This is a genomic window from Phaeovulum sp. W22_SRMD_FR3 (assembly GCF_052113705.1).
GTDB lineage: Bacteria > Pseudomonadota > Alphaproteobacteria > Rhodobacterales > Rhodobacteraceae > JBGQOG01.
In genome coordinates this window covers 30,473-46,121 of record NZ_JBGQOG010000012.1, presented here as the reverse complement: position 1 = coordinate 46,121, position 15,649 = coordinate 30,473, and the positions used below count along the sequence as shown (strand labels likewise).

12 protein-coding genes are annotated in these 15,649 nt (G+C 63.5%); 6 read left to right on the top strand and 6 right to left on the bottom strand.

Annotation, left to right across the window (positions count from 1 at the left end; translation table 11 throughout):
• Positions 1-390: 390 nt before the first annotated feature.
• The 5 genes from ACEN2S_RS15075 to ACEN2S_RS15055 are packed head-to-tail and all read left to right on the top strand — an operon-like array spanning position 391 to position 8,286.
• Entirely contained in the window at positions 391-966 is a 576-nt protein-coding gene (locus tag ACEN2S_RS15075; RefSeq protein WP_441867246.1) for a hypothetical protein, read from the top strand.
• 60 nt (positions 967-1,026) lie between these two features.
• Positions 1,027-3,357, top strand: coding sequence for a UDP-forming cellulose synthase catalytic subunit (gene bcsA, locus ACEN2S_RS15070; protein ID WP_441867243.1), 2,331 nt, complete (start codon positions 1,027-1,029; stop codon positions 3,355-3,357).
• Complete coding sequence (locus ACEN2S_RS15065; RefSeq protein WP_441867240.1) at positions 3,354-5,753, top strand: hypothetical protein; 2,400 nt, start codon at positions 3,354-3,356, stop codon at positions 5,751-5,753. The genes bcsA and ACEN2S_RS15065 overlap by 4 nt, the downstream gene beginning before the upstream one ends.
• Positions 5,750-6,844, top strand: coding sequence for a glycosyl hydrolase family 8 (locus ACEN2S_RS15060; RefSeq protein ID WP_441867237.1), 1,095 nt, complete (start codon positions 5,750-5,752; stop codon positions 6,842-6,844). Before ACEN2S_RS15065 ends, ACEN2S_RS15060 begins: the two co-directional genes overlap by 4 nt.
• Positions 6,841-8,286, top strand: coding sequence for a tetratricopeptide repeat protein (locus tag ACEN2S_RS15055; RefSeq protein ID WP_441867234.1), 1,446 nt, complete (start codon positions 6,841-6,843; stop codon positions 8,284-8,286). Before ACEN2S_RS15060 ends, ACEN2S_RS15055 begins: the two co-directional genes overlap by 4 nt.
• Positions 8,287-8,289: 3 nt before the next feature.
• Here the strand turns inward: ACEN2S_RS15055 and ACEN2S_RS15050 are convergent, their stop codons facing one another.
• The 5 genes from ACEN2S_RS15050 to ACEN2S_RS15030 form a co-directional block, all read right to left on the bottom strand.
• A complete protein-coding gene (locus tag ACEN2S_RS15050) occupies positions 8,290-9,351 on the bottom strand; it encodes a hypothetical protein (protein WP_441867231.1) in 1,062 nt (353 codons plus the stop codon).
• The gene (locus ACEN2S_RS15045; protein ID WP_441867228.1) at positions 9,338-10,189 is read right to left on the bottom strand and encodes a viral aspartic protease; all 852 of its coding nucleotides are present in this window, start codon (positions 10,187-10,189) and stop codon (positions 9,338-9,340) included. Before ACEN2S_RS15045 ends, ACEN2S_RS15050 begins: the two co-directional genes overlap by 14 nt.
• Positions 10,190-10,593: 404 nt before the next feature.
• Positions 10,594-11,571, bottom strand: coding sequence for a TRAP transporter substrate-binding protein (locus ACEN2S_RS15040; protein WP_441867225.1), 978 nt, complete (start codon positions 11,569-11,571; stop codon positions 10,594-10,596).
• 38 nt (positions 11,572-11,609) lie between these two features.
• Positions 11,610-12,890: a TRAP transporter large permease gene (locus ACEN2S_RS15035; protein WP_441867222.1), complete on the bottom strand. Its 1,281-nt coding sequence runs from the start codon at positions 12,888-12,890 to the stop codon at positions 11,610-11,612.
• Positions 12,887-13,372 (bottom strand): TRAP transporter small permease, encoded by a 486-nt coding sequence (locus ACEN2S_RS15030; RefSeq protein WP_441867219.1) that lies wholly within the window; start codon positions 13,370-13,372, stop codon positions 12,887-12,889. Before ACEN2S_RS15030 ends, ACEN2S_RS15035 begins: the two co-directional genes overlap by 4 nt.
• A 192-nt stretch (positions 13,373-13,564) precedes the next feature.
• On the opposite strand from ACEN2S_RS15030, the gene ACEN2S_RS15025 reads away from it, so the two are divergent.
• Complete coding sequence (locus ACEN2S_RS15025; RefSeq protein WP_441867216.1) at positions 13,565-14,572, top strand: LacI family DNA-binding transcriptional regulator; 1,008 nt, start codon at positions 13,565-13,567, stop codon at positions 14,570-14,572.
• Here the strand turns inward: ACEN2S_RS15025 and ACEN2S_RS15020 are convergent.
• The gene (locus ACEN2S_RS15020) at positions 14,569-15,585 is read right to left on the bottom strand and encodes a LacI family DNA-binding transcriptional regulator (protein WP_441867213.1); all 1,017 of its coding nucleotides are present in this window, start codon (positions 15,583-15,585) and stop codon (positions 14,569-14,571) included. The two genes, ACEN2S_RS15025 and ACEN2S_RS15020, sit on opposite strands and share 4 nt — an antisense overlap.
• Positions 15,586-15,649: the final 64 nt, after the last annotated feature.

The following is a 15,649-nucleotide window of genomic DNA, read 5'->3' as shown; positions in this document are numbered from 1 at the left end:
CGCCGGGGTGCAAAGGGTTCAAGTCGGGCGCGCATCGCCGCCCGCAGGCCCAAGGCTCCAGGCCCGCGTCAGGCATGGATTTCAGCGATGCCGACAGCTTCGGCGGATGCTTCATTTTACAGCATTGACCGTAGGTCGGCAGGTGGGAACACAAGATATTGATCAAGACGTGTCATATTGGCGTCACCGCCCAGAAGGTTTTGCCATAGACGCGGCGTTTGTCATTTGAACTGACGGGTCAACACTATATCCTCTGATCAGGATGCAGGAAAAAATATGTCATTGCCACGCACTCACTTTCTTCATGCGTTTGGCGCCAGATTGCGCCTGCTGGGACTGTTGATCTCGGTTATCACCGTTTCTGCCTGCGAACTGGTGCCGGCTCCGCTGATGCGCGCGGCCCTTGAAACCGATCAGGTGACCCCGTTCACCGCGGTCGCCGTGTCGCAGGCCTGGGTGCCGGTGCGGCATCCGACGCTGGTGGTGGAGCGGCAGCTGAGCCAGTCGGTCGAACAACGGATCGGCCTGCGCAATGAAACGGCGATGGCAGGTGACAATTTCATGGCCTTGCGCGCCGAAGCCTTTGATGGCCGCTCCGCGGGGCGGCTGCGCTATGAGGATTTCATCGCGGCCGTGGGCGGGTTGCCTGCGCCGTTTGAGCAGCTCCGTCCCGGCGATCTGCTGAGTGGCGAGGATGACATCGGCACCTATCTGTGGGCCGAGGAACGCCGGGGGGACAGCCGCGTCTGTGTGCTGGCGCTGCGGCGGCTCGATGACGGGGTGCGGCAATTGCCCCGGGGGGCCTCGGCGCTGGACATCCTGTTGCGCAACTGCGTGAACGGCACCGCGGAAATGGCCCTGAGGCCGATCATGGCCGAGACGCTGCTCAGCGATGCCGCCATCGGGGCGTCGCCGTTGCGGGGAACGATCCAGATGTTGTCCCCGCTTGCGGGACCAACCCCGTAGAACGTATTTTCCGCGCCCGCATCCTGCGGTCGTGCCGGACGGGTGGTAAAAGGTGACTGTATGAAAAGGGAACATTTCGGCGGATATGGGCTGCTGTTGGCGTGGTTCGTGCTGATGGCGCCGATCTTGCTGGTGGCATCCGTGCCGTCGTCCACGGCGGCACAGGGGACATTGGGTCTGGCCGCCGTGGTGCTGGTCATCCTTCTCAAACCCTTTGCGCAGAACACCGTCGCCCGCTTCACGCTGATGTCGATCGGCAGCGTCATTGTCCTGCGGTACTGGATCTGGCGCCTGACCGAGACCTTGCCGCCGCCGGGGCTGACGCCTTCCTATGCCATGGGCCTGTTTCTGTTCCTGGTCGAAACCTATTCGATCATGGTCTTTTTCCTGAATGCGGTGATCACCGCAGACCCGACCGCACGGACCATGCCGCCGCGGGTGGATACCGATGACCTGCCCAGTGTCGATGTGCTTGTGCCCTCCTATAACGAGCCGATCGACATGCTGACCGTAACGCTGACCGCCGCGAAAAACATGGTTTATCCGGCGGATAAGCGCACGATCGTGCTCTGCGATGACGGCGGCACCGATCAGCGCTGCAATGCCGCGGATCCGCAACTGGCCGCGCAGGCGCGGGCGCGGCGGGCGGCCCTGCAGCAGCTTTGTGCCGAGCTGGGGGTGGTCTATTCGACCCGGGCCCGCAACGAGCACGCCAAAGCGGGCAACATGAGCGCCGCGCTGAAGTTGGTCAAAGGCGATCTGGTGGCGGTCTTTGACGCGGACCACGTCCCCACCCCGGATTTTCTGGTGCGGACCGTTGGCTATTTCGTGCAGGACCCCAAGCTTTTCCTGGTGCAAACGCCGCATTTTTTCATCAACCGCGATCCGATCGAGCGCAACCTGGGACTGACCTGCCCCCCCGAGAACGAGATGTTCTACAGCATGATCCACCGCGGGCTGGACCGCTGGGGCGGCGCCTTCTTTTGCGGCTCGGCGGCGGTGCTGCGGCGCAAGGCGCTCGACAGTGTTGGCGGTTTCGCGGGGGAGACCATCACCGAGGATGCCGAGACCGCGCTCGAGATCCACTCTCAGGGCTGGCGCAGCCTCTATCTGGACCGCGCGATGGTCGCCGGGCTGCAGCCGGAGACATTCGCCTCGTTCATCCAGCAGCGGGGCCGCTGGGCGTCGGGGATGATGCAGATGATGATGCTGAAGAACCCCCTGTTCCGCTCGGGGCTGACGCTGTTGCAGCGGCTGTGCTACTTCAATTCGATGTCCTTCTGGCTGTTTCCGCTGGTGCGGCTGACCTATCTGATCGCGCCGCTCAGCTATTTGTTCTTTGGTGTCGAAATCTTCGTCTCCACCCTGCGCGATGCCTGGGTCTATACGCTGAGCTATATGATGGTCAGCTTCCTGATCCAGAACGCGCTGTTTGCCCGCTACCGATGGCCGCTGATTTCAGAAGTCTATGAAGTTGCGCAGGCGCCCTATTTGCTCACCGCGATCATCCGCACCGTGTTCCGGCCGCGGGGGGCCACGTTCAATGTGACGGCCAAGGATGAGAACCTGACCGAAAACTTCATGTCGCCCATCTACAAGCCGTTGTTCTTCCTGTTCTTGCTCATGCTGGCGGGTGTTGCGGCGCTGATCATCCGCTGGTTTGCCTTTCCGGGGGACCGCAGCGTTCTGGGCGTGGTCGGGATTTGGTCGGTGTTGAACCTCTTGCTGACCTCGCTGTCGTTCAGCGCGGTGTTTGAGCGCCAGCAACGCCGCCTCTATCCGCGCGCGGACATGCAGGTTGCCACCACGCTGACCCTGGCCAATCAGCCCAACATGCCCCTGCGCGGCGAGGTGTTGAATGCCTCGGTCAAGGGCGCGCGGATCTGCATTGTCGATGAGCTGGCCGGGGCCTCGGTGTTGCAACGCTTTACCGAAGGTCAGGAGATCGCGCTGCGTCCGATTTTCCCGACAGCCCCGCATCTGGAGCGGCCGATCAAGGCAGTGGTGCGCACGGTGGCAGACAGCACCGAAGGGCCGGTCATGCGGTTGAGTTTCATGGCGGAGCAATCCCGCGAGGCGCGCGAGGCGATGGTCTATCTGATCTTTGGCTCGAGTGACATCTGGCAAAACCACCGGCAGCGGACGCATGTGAAGAAAGGTCTCGTGGCCGGGCTCGGGTATGTTTTCTGGCTCAGCCTTACCTCCTTGCCGTCGAATGTGCTCAGTCTGATGCGCGAACCGGGCCGCCGTTACCGGCTGGCACTGCGGGACAATCAGGCGGGCAAACTCGAAAGCATGATGGCCTTTGAGGCGCATTTTGAGGAAGATCCGCACGTGGCCGAGGTTGCCCTGCGCGCGGGTGCCGCTTTGCCGACGGGGGATGTGCGATGAACCGTTTGCGCTGTGCCGTTTCGCTTGTGCTGATGCTGGGCAGTGCGACACCATTGGTGGCGCAAACCCCGGGCGACGCACCGCAGATCGAGATCGAGCTGCCCCCCGCGCTTGGAACACCGCAGTTCCCCGCCGACAGCGCGATGCCCGTCCCGGCAACGCCCGTCCCAGCACCGGCCTCTCCCGGGGCATCGGCCGCAGCGCCTGAGGCGAATGTGCCGCAGATCGAGATTCCCGCGACGCCCTCCGGGGCTTCTGAGGCGGAGACCGGATTTTCCTATCGGGTGCATGGTGATACGCCGGTCACAGAAGCCGCCGACCCGAGGCAGGAATGGCTGATGACCTTGGTGCCCGCCGCGCGGCCGGTGCCGAGCACGGTGCAAATCGGCGGCAGCATGCCCGAGCCCGGGCATTTCCGTCTGAGCGGTGAGAATGCCAGCGCTGATTTTGTGCTGACCATTCCCGGAACGGCCGCCCTGCCCGACAATCTGCTGCTGTCCTTGCGCTCGAGCGTCAATGTCTTGCCGGACAATGCCGCGTTGCGGGTCTCGATCAATGGCATCGACGCGCCGGGGATCCGACTGGACAATTTCGGTGATTTCGCCCGGAAAACCATTCCCGGCCTCGGGTTGCGGCATGGCGACAACCTTGTCAGCATCACCGTCACCCAGCCCCACCGCATTTACTGTGGCCCGGAAGCCTCCTTTGCGGTCTGGACCGAGATTGACCTGCGCAACAGCGGCATCATGACCGATCCGGCGCAAATGCCGCTGAACGCCGAGTCCTTCATGGCGGCGATGCAGTCGCAAGTCGCGGAAACCGGCAGTCTTGACCTGCTGACCGATGGCAGCGCCGGTACCGAAACCATCCGCGATGTCGCGCATTGGATGATTGGCGCGCTGGGGGGGCTGCCAAAGATCCGGGAAGTGCCGTTTTATCAGATGCGCCGGGGCCCCGCGCCGAAGGCGCAGATCGCGCTGGTGGCCTCGGACAGCCCGATGGCGAGTTTTCGCCGCGGCGCCGAGGGCACGATCACCCTGCAAATCGAATATGCCGGTGCACGGTTGCCCGATCTGACCAAGCTCTTGCCGCAGCAGGCCGACGGTTGGGGCATCCCGCGGGTGGTTCCTGGCCAGCAAATCTCGCAAGAGCAATTGGGCTTCAAGCTGATCCGCGGCAACACGCATTATTTCCGCCAGGATGTGAGTTTCCTGTTGCCCGAAGACTGGCTGCTGCTGGCGTCGCAAAAGGTGAGGTTCACGCTGCATTATGGCCATTCGGCGGATCTGCCGAAAGGCGCGTTGCTGCTCTTCAAGGTGAACGGGCAGACGGTGCGCTTGCTGCCGCTGGACCGGGATGGCGGCAAGGTGCTGCCGCCGCTGGACATCACCTTCCGCGCCAATCGCCTGAACCCCGGCATCAACACGCTGACCTATGAGATGTCGATCCCCGGAGATCCGGCCGATCTGCCCTGCACACCGCGGAACACCGATATGCTGGTGGTGCTGGGCGATACGAATATGACGGTGCCGCCCTCGCCCAAGATGATCCAAACCGACATGTGGCGCAGCCTGGCGCGGCTCGGTGGCGATGACGTGGAGATCCCTGCGGAGATTGCAAGTCCCGGCAATGGCGACGATGCTCTCATCGCTTTTGGGGCATTGCTGCGCCCGCTGATTACCGATGGCGCGCCGTCAAAGCTGCATGTGGTCGGGCTGGATGGCGTTGGGCTGGTGCCAACCGGCGGCACCGGTGTGTCCCGCCGCATGCTGCAAAATGCCGTCTATCCGGCCGCTCAGTTTCCCGTTGTCCTGCCCGCTGAACCCGAGATGCCCGAGGCGACGGCCTTTGCGCTGGCGGATGCGACCGGCGCGGATCTGCCAAGCCCCAGCAAACCCACGCCAACATTGTGGGACAATCTGCGCGGATTTTTTGCCAAGGACGGCGTGGTGTTCAACTCGGTTGGCGGTGTCCGCGACATTGCCTTTCCGGCCACCGTCAGCCTGCCGGGCTGGCTCGTGGGCAAAACCGGCTCGGCAATGCTCTTGCAACTCGACCCCACGGACCCTGATGACATCTGGCTGATCGCCGGGCCGGATATTTCGATGACCGATCTGGCCCTGCAGGTTGACAAGTTCCGCCGCACCGGGCGCGGCGAGGTGCATGGGCAGGCCGCGATCCTGCAAGCGGACGGCGAATGGGTCACCTGGTCAGCGCGGCGGCGCCCGCAGCTGTTGGAACCGCTTTCGATCAGCAATATTCGCGCCGTTCTTGGCAATTACGCCTCATGGTCGCCCGTGATTTTTGCCAACCTCACCTTGTTCTTCGCGCTGCTTTCCGTGATCCCGGCGCTTTTGTTTGTGCTCGGCACCCGCCGTGCAGGGAGCCGTTCATGAACCGACGCCGTTTCCTGACCTCGATTGGTGCGGGCTGTGCCTTCGCCGCCAACGGATTGCCCGCCTTTGGCAAGGTCGGCCGGGGTCTGGCGGCCTCGATCCCGGCGGATCATCCGCTGCAAGCCGCCTGGCAGGCCTGGAAAGGCCTGTGCCTGATGCCTGAGGGCCGGGTGGTGGATGCTTTGCAAAACGCGGACAGCCATTCCGAGGGGCAGGGATATGGTCTCTGTCTTGCCGCCGCCTTTGACGACCTGGCGGCATTTGAGCTGATTTTTCAATGGAGCGAGGAAAATCTGGCCCTGCGGCCCGATGCCCTGCTGGCCTGGCGGTGGCGTCACGACCAGATGCCGCGGGTGCCCGACCGCAACAATGCCAGCGACGGGGATTTGTTCTACGCCTGGGCGCTCTCCGCGATGGCGGTGCGCCATGACCGGCCGGACTGGGGCAGACGCGCGCGGCTGATCGCCACCGATCTGGCATCGGTCTGCATTGTGGCACACCCTGATGGCAGCGGCAGAAAGTTGTTCCTGCCCGGGGCCAAGGGCTTTGAAATCGCCGGGGGGTATGTCATCAACCCCTCGTATTACATGCCGCGGGCGATGGAAGAACTGGCGGCCGCCAGCAGCGTTGATGCGCTGAGCCGTGCCGCCGAGGATGGGCGGGCGCTGATGGCCGCCATCGCCGAGACCGAACTTGTGCCCGACTGGATCATGGTCGATGCGGCGGGATGGCAGCCTGCGCCGCAGGGCTTTTCGGTCAATGCCGGGTATGAGTCGCTGCGCGTACCCCTGTTTGCGGCCTGGTCCGCCGATCCGCAGTTTCCGCCCGCACGCCGCTATGTTGCCGCGCTGGACGCCGCCCCCGGCGCCGGTGCCGTCACGGTTTTTGATCCACAATCGGGCGCGCCGCTGGAACGGAGCCCGCATCCGGGCTACCGGGCCCTGTCGGCTCTGGTGTCTTGTGCACAATCGGGTAGCGCTGCGGCGGCAATTCCGGCATTTTCCATTGACCAGCCCTATTACCCGGCAACGCTGCATCTGATGGCACTTGTCGCCCAAGCTGAAAATTATCCCCAATGCGTGCCACTATGAAACATCTGCTTGTGTCCGCCCTCCTGACCTCTGTCGCCCTGGCTGTGCCCGCGGGCGTCCGGGCGCAATCCGAGATCACCACCACGGCCGGGGCACCTTCGGCCACCGATCTGCAGGCGCTCAACTTCTATCTGCAACAGCAGGATCAGGATTCCGCCGATGCCGAGATGCGGCGCCTGCGTGCCAAATTTCCGGGCTGGACCCCGCCCACGGACCTGCGCAAGCTCAGCATCACCCAGCCCTCGACCGAAATTGATGCGATTTACCGGCAGATCGCCGCGGGACAGTTACAAGAGGCGCGCGGCAGCATCACCAGTACACAGGCGGAGTATCCGGGCTGGACGCCGCCTGCGGAAATGCTGCGCTTGCTGGAAACTGCCGAGGGGCAGCTGAAACTGGATTCCGCGCTCGATGCCGGGAATGCCAGCGAAGCGTTGCAAATCGCCAGTGCGACCGACGGGCTGTTGCGCTGCGACCGGGTGAACAACGCCTGGCGGATCGCCAAAGCGCAAGAAGCGCAGCAGGCGACGGCGGCGGCACTGGGCACCTACTCTGCCGTGATCGAGGCCTGCACCAACTTCCCCGACATCATCGCCACGCTGGAGAAATCGGACACCGTCACCTCGGTTGATGAGATGGCGGGGCTGTTTGCCCGGGCCGAGGCGCGGTTCCCCGATCAAACGGCGGATCTTGCCGCCTTGCAGGCCCGGCTGATGGCGGGCCGCGGGGCCGCTCCCGCGGCGATTGCCGTGGCGCCGCCGCAGGCGGATGAGCGCCCCCTGCCCCGCCCCGTGGCGCGTCCGGATGTGACGGCACGCGCGCCTGCTGCGGCCGGGCCGGCGCCCGCCTCTGCCCCGGCGTCTGGCTCTGCTCCGGCACCGGCGTCTGCGCCGGCTGCGGCAGCGCCGTCGCGTGCTGCCCGCGGGTCCGTGCCCCGGGATCCGGTGCAATGCCTGAGCGCGACCGAGGGCACCCAAGCTCCGGAACGTCTGGCCCAGCGGGGCTGGTGCGCCTATGATCTTGAGCGGCCGATGGAGGCGCTTGCGGCGTTTCAGCAGGCGCAAGCACGTTTGTCCGGTGCCAGCCGCCGCGATGCGCGCTTTGGTATGGCGCTGTCTTATCTGAAAATGAACATGACCGAGGAGGCGGCGCAATTGGCCGCCACCACCGACTTCACCCCGAAACAGCGGCTGGACAGCGAGAGCATCATCCTCGATCAGCGCGGTGTGCTGGCCTTTAAAAAGCGGCAGTACCGCAAGGCCATCGGCTATTTTGATGCGCTCGAGAGCATATCCGGCCATTTGCGCCGGGATCTGGCCATGTTGCGCGGCTATTCCTATCTGAACAGCGGCGACCGGGCACGGGCACGGGCACAGTTTGAACTGTTGAATGATCAATTGGCGACGGATGAAAGCCGCGCGGGGCTGGAGGCAAGCTATTAGGCGTTACCAGCGCTTTGCATCATAGTGAACGGAAAGGCTCACGTCATCATAGCTGAAAAAGCTGGCGGTGGAGCGGTTGCGCATCGCCCCCAGTTGCACCGTCAGCAGCGGATTGACCTCGTAGGAGAGATCAATGCCTTGGGCGCGGTCCGCGCGCGGCATGCCCAGGAAACGGCCGCCCGCCGCCCGCTGGTGCCACAGGGTCACCCCGATCAGCCGCTGATGCCAGAGCCATTGGACCCCCGCATTCACCCGATAATTCAACGCGATCTCATCGTCGATCGGCGCCGCTTTGGTCAGCGAAAGCCGCGTCACGCTGCGATCCCATACCGCAGCCCAGCTGAGGGTCAGCGAGGTCTGCCGCCCGCTCTCCCCTCGGGCAGAGGCCAGGGCAGCACCGATTTCGTGATTGGCGGTGGCGGTCGCAAAGATCTGGCTCAGGGCGGCGGAGGTCTGCGCGGAGTGCCGGCTTCCCAAGTCGCGTTCCTCGGCGGTCCCGCTCTGGCAGAGGTCAAAGAACTGCCATCCTGTCAGGTGGTTACGGGTGCACAGGCTGTAGTCAATGCTGCTGTGGGCGATCTGATGCTGCGGCGACCACGCCAGCGCCGCCTCGGCCCGCGCCTCGAGATAGCGCCCGTTGTCCCAGGCGTAGCGGGCGAGGCCACCCGCGGTCAGCCCGACGACCACACCGGCTTTGGCGCGGTAGGCGGGATCGGTTTCAAATACCAGACCACCGAAGTTGAAACGATCATGTAGTGAGCCGCCGTTGATGTTGCCATCATAGCCAAACAGGCCGTTGGCCCAGCCCTGTGCCGCGATCAGGCCCCCTTGCGGCGCATCGGTGTAATAGCCCTGCCGCATCAGATCTTGCTTCATCTGCACCACAGCACCCCGCGGCGCCGCGCCGGTATCGAGCAGTTTGCCCAGCGAGAAAAGGCGCAAACGCTCGGATCCCGCGCGCGCCGCCATTTCGGCGCGCGCGGCGGGATCTGCCTGCGCAATGCCGCCCGACAGACAGGCGAATCCCAGCGCCAGTGCCAGGCCGCGAATGTTACGGAAGGACATTGGGGTCGGTGCCGAAGAACACGCCATCCACCGAAATGGCACTGCCGCCGCCGGTTCCGGTGGCGGTGTAGAGGCCCGATGTCGTCATCCCGTGATGATTGTCGGCATAGGTCGGAGACCCGCCGACATTGCCGCGCAGGCTGCCATCGGCGCCAAAAATGGCGTTGCTGTTCGGGTCCCAGACCTGCACGGTGATGTCACCGCCATAGGCGCCGGTGCGGATGTTGAACGGCAGATTTTCGGCAGAAATCTCGGTCCGGACATCCGAAGCACCGCTGACACCGGTACGCAAATTGATGCTGGCAGTCTCTGCGCCAAAATCCAGCACCATATCGACGAGGCCGTTGCTGTCAGAGCCGCTTAGCAAGGGATTGCCATCGATCCCGACCCAGACAAAATTCTGCCCGCGAAAGTGAAAAGTGCCGTCCGCCGTGACCAAAGCCCCGCCGCTGACATTTTCAAACGGGTTTTGGTCGGCCGTCAGCCGCAAGAGCCGCGTCACCTTTTCGCCCGACCCGGAACCAGCGACCTGCGCCAGCACTTCAATGGTCATTTTTCCCGCATAGGCGGCATCGGAGAGCGCAATCAAATTGCGGTAGCCCGCGGGATCGGCGGGATTGCTGTCTTCGAATTGCGCAATAACCCCGGCATCGGCGCTGGTGGATTTGTCCAGCCGCACCCGGCTATAGCCGTTGTGATTGGTCGTGTAGCTCTCGATGGGCTTTGTGGTCTCGATATCCTTGCCGTCCGGCAAATTGGCAGGTCCACCGCCGCCACCGCACCCGGCCAGAAGGCCCAAGGCAATCCACAGTCCTGCGCCAGAAAGGGAAGGTCGCATCAAGGTCTCCGCCGGGTGAGTCTATTGGCTTTCAGACTATGCCCATGCACCGCAGGGCCACCAGAGGTTGCATCTATTGTGGTGGCGAACGGCCTCAGTATTTTCCGGACTGTGCGTGAATGATCACGGCGGAACAGGAGTCGCTTGTGTCCTGCACTGAAGCGCCTGACGCAGGGGAAATATGCCTGCGGCCTCGGGGCAGCCGTGAAATACGCCGGCATTGCGTCCCGGTGGCGCGCGCGGGCAAGAGGCCAAAACGTACCGTGGCACGGAGGCTTTGCTGCATGTTCGGCACCACCCTTTTGCCATTATGCTTGGCCCTTCCCCCCCCCTGCCCCGCGCACCAAAAAAGGCGGGCCCTAACGGACCCGCCTTTTCTGATTTTCAGTGATTTTCGGAAGCGATTACTTCGAGGCTTCCATGATTTCGTTGACCAGCGTGTCGCCGTTGGTTGCGATGAACGCGTCCCAGACCGGTTTGACGGCAGCCTGGAAGGCAGCGCTGTCGACATCCTGGTTGATTTCCATGCCCTCAGCTTCCAGCGCCGCCAGCATTTCTTCTTCCTTCGCGACGCTCAGCTGACGTTGCATCGCCACGGCCTCGGCGGAAACGTCCAGAATGATCTGCTGCTCTTCCGCGGTCAGGCTGTTGAATTTGTCGAGGTTCATCGCCAGTGCCAGCGTCGCATAGGCATGCTGGCTCAGCGACAGGTACTTTTGCACTTCGTAGAATTTGAACGACAGCACAACGCCGATCGGGTGATCCTGCGCGTCGACAACGCCGGTTTCGAGCGCGCTGTAAAGCTCTGCCACCGGGATCTGCTGCGGGTTGGCACCGAGCAACGCGAACATGTCGTTCAGCGCCTTCGAGTTGTTCACCCGCATCTGCAGACCGGCGAGATCCGACGGCTCTTTGATGGGGCCACGGTTGTTGGTGATGTTGCGGTAGCCGTTTTCCGGATAGCCGAGGCCCTTCAGACCAAAACCTTCCAGATCTTTCAGGATGCTCTGACCCGGCGCGCCGTCCAGCACCTTATAGGCGGTTTCGCGGTTGGGGAACATGAAGGGCAGCTCAAACGCGCCCGCCTGCGGCACGAGGCCGGTGAAGTTGTTCAGACCCGACATCACGATGTCGACGATGCCCGAGCGCGCGCCGTCAATCATTTGCCCGTCATTGCCGAGCTGCCCCTGCGGGAAGATATTGACCTTCACCTCGCCATTGGTGCGGGCTTCGACTTCTTTCTTGAAGAACAGCGCCAGCGTCTGCTGCAGGTCGCTGTCCGGTGCCGCATGGGCAAGTTTCAGCGTGGTTTCCGCCAGCGCGCCATGTGCGCCAAGCGCCAGCGCCGAGGCCAGGCCGAGGGCTTTCAGGAACATTTTCATAGAGACTCCTCCCAGAGATAACGTATGTTTTTAGAGGGTTAGCCGATCAGGAATTGCATCGGCGCGATGATGATGTCGGGGAACACCACGAAGAGGGCGAGCAGGAAGATGTAGACGCAGATGAAAGGCAAAACCCCTTTCACCGCCACGCTCATCGGGACGCGGCCGACGCCACAGACCACGTTCAGCACCGTGCCAACAGGCGGGGTGATCAGGCCGATGGAACAGTTGATCACGAACATCAGCCCGAAATAGACCGGGTCGATCCCCGCCAGTTTCACCACCGGCATGAACAGCGGCACCAGGATCAGAATGGTCGGGCTGAGGTCCATCACCATGCCGACCATCAGCACGATCAGCATGATGACGGCCATCAGCAGTTTCGGGCTGTCGACCAGTCCGCCCAGCATTTCAGCCAGTTGTTGCGGCAGTTGCGCCACGGTGATCAGCCAGGCCGCCACCATGGCGCAGCCGACAAGGAACATCACCATCGCGGTCGAGCGGGCCGAAACGATCAGCGTCCGCACCAGCTTTTGAAACGAGAGTTCGCGGTAAATCACGGTCGAGACAAAGATCGCATAGACCGCCGCCACCACCGCGGCCTCGGTCGGGGTGAACACGCCGAACCGGATACCGCCGATGATGATAACCGGCAACAAAAGCGCCCAGAACCCGTCCTTCAGCGCGGCCATACGCTCGGACATCGGTGCTTTCGGATGCACCTCGAGGTCTTCGCCTTTCACCAGCCAGGACCAGACCACAATCAGGCCCACACCCATCAGCAGCCCCGGCACGATGCCGCCGATGAAGAGTTTGGCGATGGAAATATTCCCCGCAACCCCCATCAGGATCAGCGCCAGCGACGGCGGGATGACCGGCGCGATGATGCCGCCTGCGGCCAGAAGGCCCATGGAATGGCCCTCGGGATAGCCGCCCTTTTTCATCATCGGATAGAGGATACTGACCAGCGCTGCTGCATCCGCCACGGCCGAGCCGGACAGCCCCGCCAGAAGCACGGAGGTGAAGATCGCCACATAGCCCAGCCCGCCCTTGCGGTGCCCGACCAGGCTGATTGCCAGACGCACGATGCGTTTCGACAGGCCCCCCGCAGACATCACTTCGCCCGCCACGAGGAAGAAGGGAATGGCCAGAAGCGGGAAACTGTCGACGCCGTTGATCAGCGATTGCGCCAGAATATCCGCGCTGAACATGTCCATCTGCAGCATGAGCGCCATGGCGCTGAGCAAGAGCGCAAAGGCCACCGGCAGGCCCAGAAGGATGCTGACCAGAAGCACCCCAAGAAAAAGAAACAGCGTCATTCTGTATCATCCAGTCCCAGATCGAGGCCCGTCGGGTTGACGATCCGCACCACGGCCACAAAGGCCATCATCGCGCCCGAGACCGCCCCGGCGAGGTACAAAAGCCCCGTCGGCAGTCCGGTCAGCGCGGAAATATTGTGCCAATTGGCAAGGGTTTGCTTGGCCGCGCCCCAAAACAGCATCAGCACCGAAACGAGGATGATGCCCCAGATCACGCGGCGCAGCACCGGCAGGGCCCGCGGAAAGAACACTTCGGAAAACTCAGAGACCGCCAGATGTTCACCGCGCCGCAGCGTGGTCACCGCGCCCAGCATCACCACCCAGACAAGGCCGAGCCGCGACAATTCAACCGCCGGGCGCAGGCCCGAGGAAAAGCCATAGCGCAGCGCCACATTGACAAAAACCAGCATGATCATCGCCGCCATCAACAATGCCATCAGCACGTCGATGAGGTCCCAGATCTTTTGCGTCAGCTTGCCCAAAAGTCTCCCCTCCCTTGGTCACTCCCCCCACGGGCATCACAGGGATGCGGATTTGACGCGGCGAGAGGTTAGCGATAACCTTCAATAGTGGTAACGATAACATTTCCAGACGTCAACCGTCTTTAGCCAGACGGACGGCGCATCTGAGGGGGGAATGCCGTGACGGATGCGGCGGGCGAAAAGGAGGGGGGCATGGGCGGGACCCGCATGCCAACCCTGAGCGATGTGGCACGGGCGGCGGGGGTCAGCCCGATGACCGTATCCAAGGTTTTGCGAAATACCGGAAGCATTTCAACGGCTACGCAGGACAGGGTCCGCGCCGCGGCCGAGCGTCTGGGCTATGTGCCGAACACGTTGGCGGGGGCGCTCAGTTCGCAGGTCAGCCGGATGGTGGGGGTGGTGATCCCCTCGCTGAAGGATGCGGTCTTTGCCGAAGTGCTCAGCGGGATTGCGGGCGTCTTGCGGCCTCGCGGGTTTCACACATTCATCGGCGAATCGTCCTTTGATGTGGCGATTGAAGCGGATTTGCTGCGCACGATGCTGTCGATCCAGCCCGCGGGCCTGATCCTGACCGGCGGCATTCCCCGTGGGCCCGCCTTGCCGCAACTGATCGCGCAGCGGGGCTGCCCTGTCGTGCAGATCTGGGATGCCGAAGACCCTGCCTTTGCGCTCTCGATCGGCCCGTCCCACCGTGAGGCAGGCGCAATGGTGGCCACACATTTCCGCAGCCGGGGCCGGGTCCGCATCGGCTATATCGGGGCGGAACTCAATCGCGACCTGTGCGCCGCCCGTCGCTACCGGGGCTTTGCAGCGGCGTTGGCGCTTGCGGGTATCGCAGTGGAGGCGGAGCTGGACGATGATCTGCCGCGTCAGGGCGAAACCGGGCGCCTGTTGACCGCGCGGCTTTTGGCCCGCAGGCCGGATCTGCAGGCGATCTATTACCTGAATGACGCGATGGCGCTGGGGGGGCTGCAATATCTGCATGCCGCCGGAATCGCGGTGCCGGATCAGATTGCCGTGGCCGGATACAATGGCACGGGGCTGCAGCAGACCGTGCGGACCCGGCTCACCACCGTTGATGTGCCCCGGCGCAGGATCGGCGAAGAGGCCGCGCGGGTGCTCCTGGCGCGCATTGATGGCACCGACCCCGCACCGCTCTGGCAGCCGCCGCTCGAACTGTTGATCGGCAACACGGGCTAGCTGGTCTCGCGGGCGAGGATCCGGGGGGTGATGACATGGCGCATCGGCACGGCCTCAGGCCCGCGCAGCAGCAATGCCTCGATCATCTGCGCGGTCTGCACGCCGATTTCGGCAGCCGAAACATCGACCGTGGTGATCCGGGGCAGCGATTGTTCGGAAATATCATAGGCCCCAAAGCCGCCGATCGCCATCTGCTGCGGCACCGAAAGGCCGCGCCGCTGGCATTCGGTCAGCGCGCCAAAGGCCACCGGGTCCGAGACGCACATCACTGCCTGCGTATCCGGCCAGCGCTCCAGCATTTCCGCCATGCAGGTCGCGCCTTCGCGCATGGTGATCGGCGGCGGGCCGGAGGCCACATGCCGCGCCGTGTCCAGCCCCAGCTTGGCCAGCTCGTCAAAGAAACCCTGACGGCGGTCAAGGCCCCGGGTGTCGCGGCTGGCGTCGCCGCCGATGAACCCAAGGCGGGTAAAACCCTGCGCCACGAAATGCCGCACCATCATCCGCGCGGCCTCGGCATTGGAAAAGCCCACCACATGGCCAATGGGATGCGTGGGCAGATCCCAGGTTTCGATCACCGGAATCCCTGCGTTTTCAAGGAGCTTGCGCGTGCGCGGCGTATGCGTGCCGCCGGTGACCACAATCGCCTCGGGGCGGCGGCCCAGAAGCTGCGCGATCAGCCGCTCCTCCTCATCCACATCGTAATTCGTATAGCCCAGCAACACCTGCAACCCGGTGTCGCGCAGCGCTGCGGTCATCGCGCCCACGGTCTCGGCAAAGTTGGCATTGTTGATCGAGGGGATGGTCACCGCCAGAAACCCGGTCTTTTGCGAGCGCAGGTTCGAGGCGGTGCTGTCGAGAATATAGCCCAGATCCTCGGCGGCTTCGAGTATCCGCGCCCGGGTTTCGGCATTGACCGAGGCATCGCTCTTGAATGCCCGCGACACGGTCATCGGCGAGACTCCGGCACGCTTGGCCACATCGCTCATCGTGGCTGACTTGCCTGTCTTGACCATGACGTGCCGCCTCCCCTTTGGTATCGTTATCAGGCGCGGAGTATCACCCTGCCCCACGCCGGAA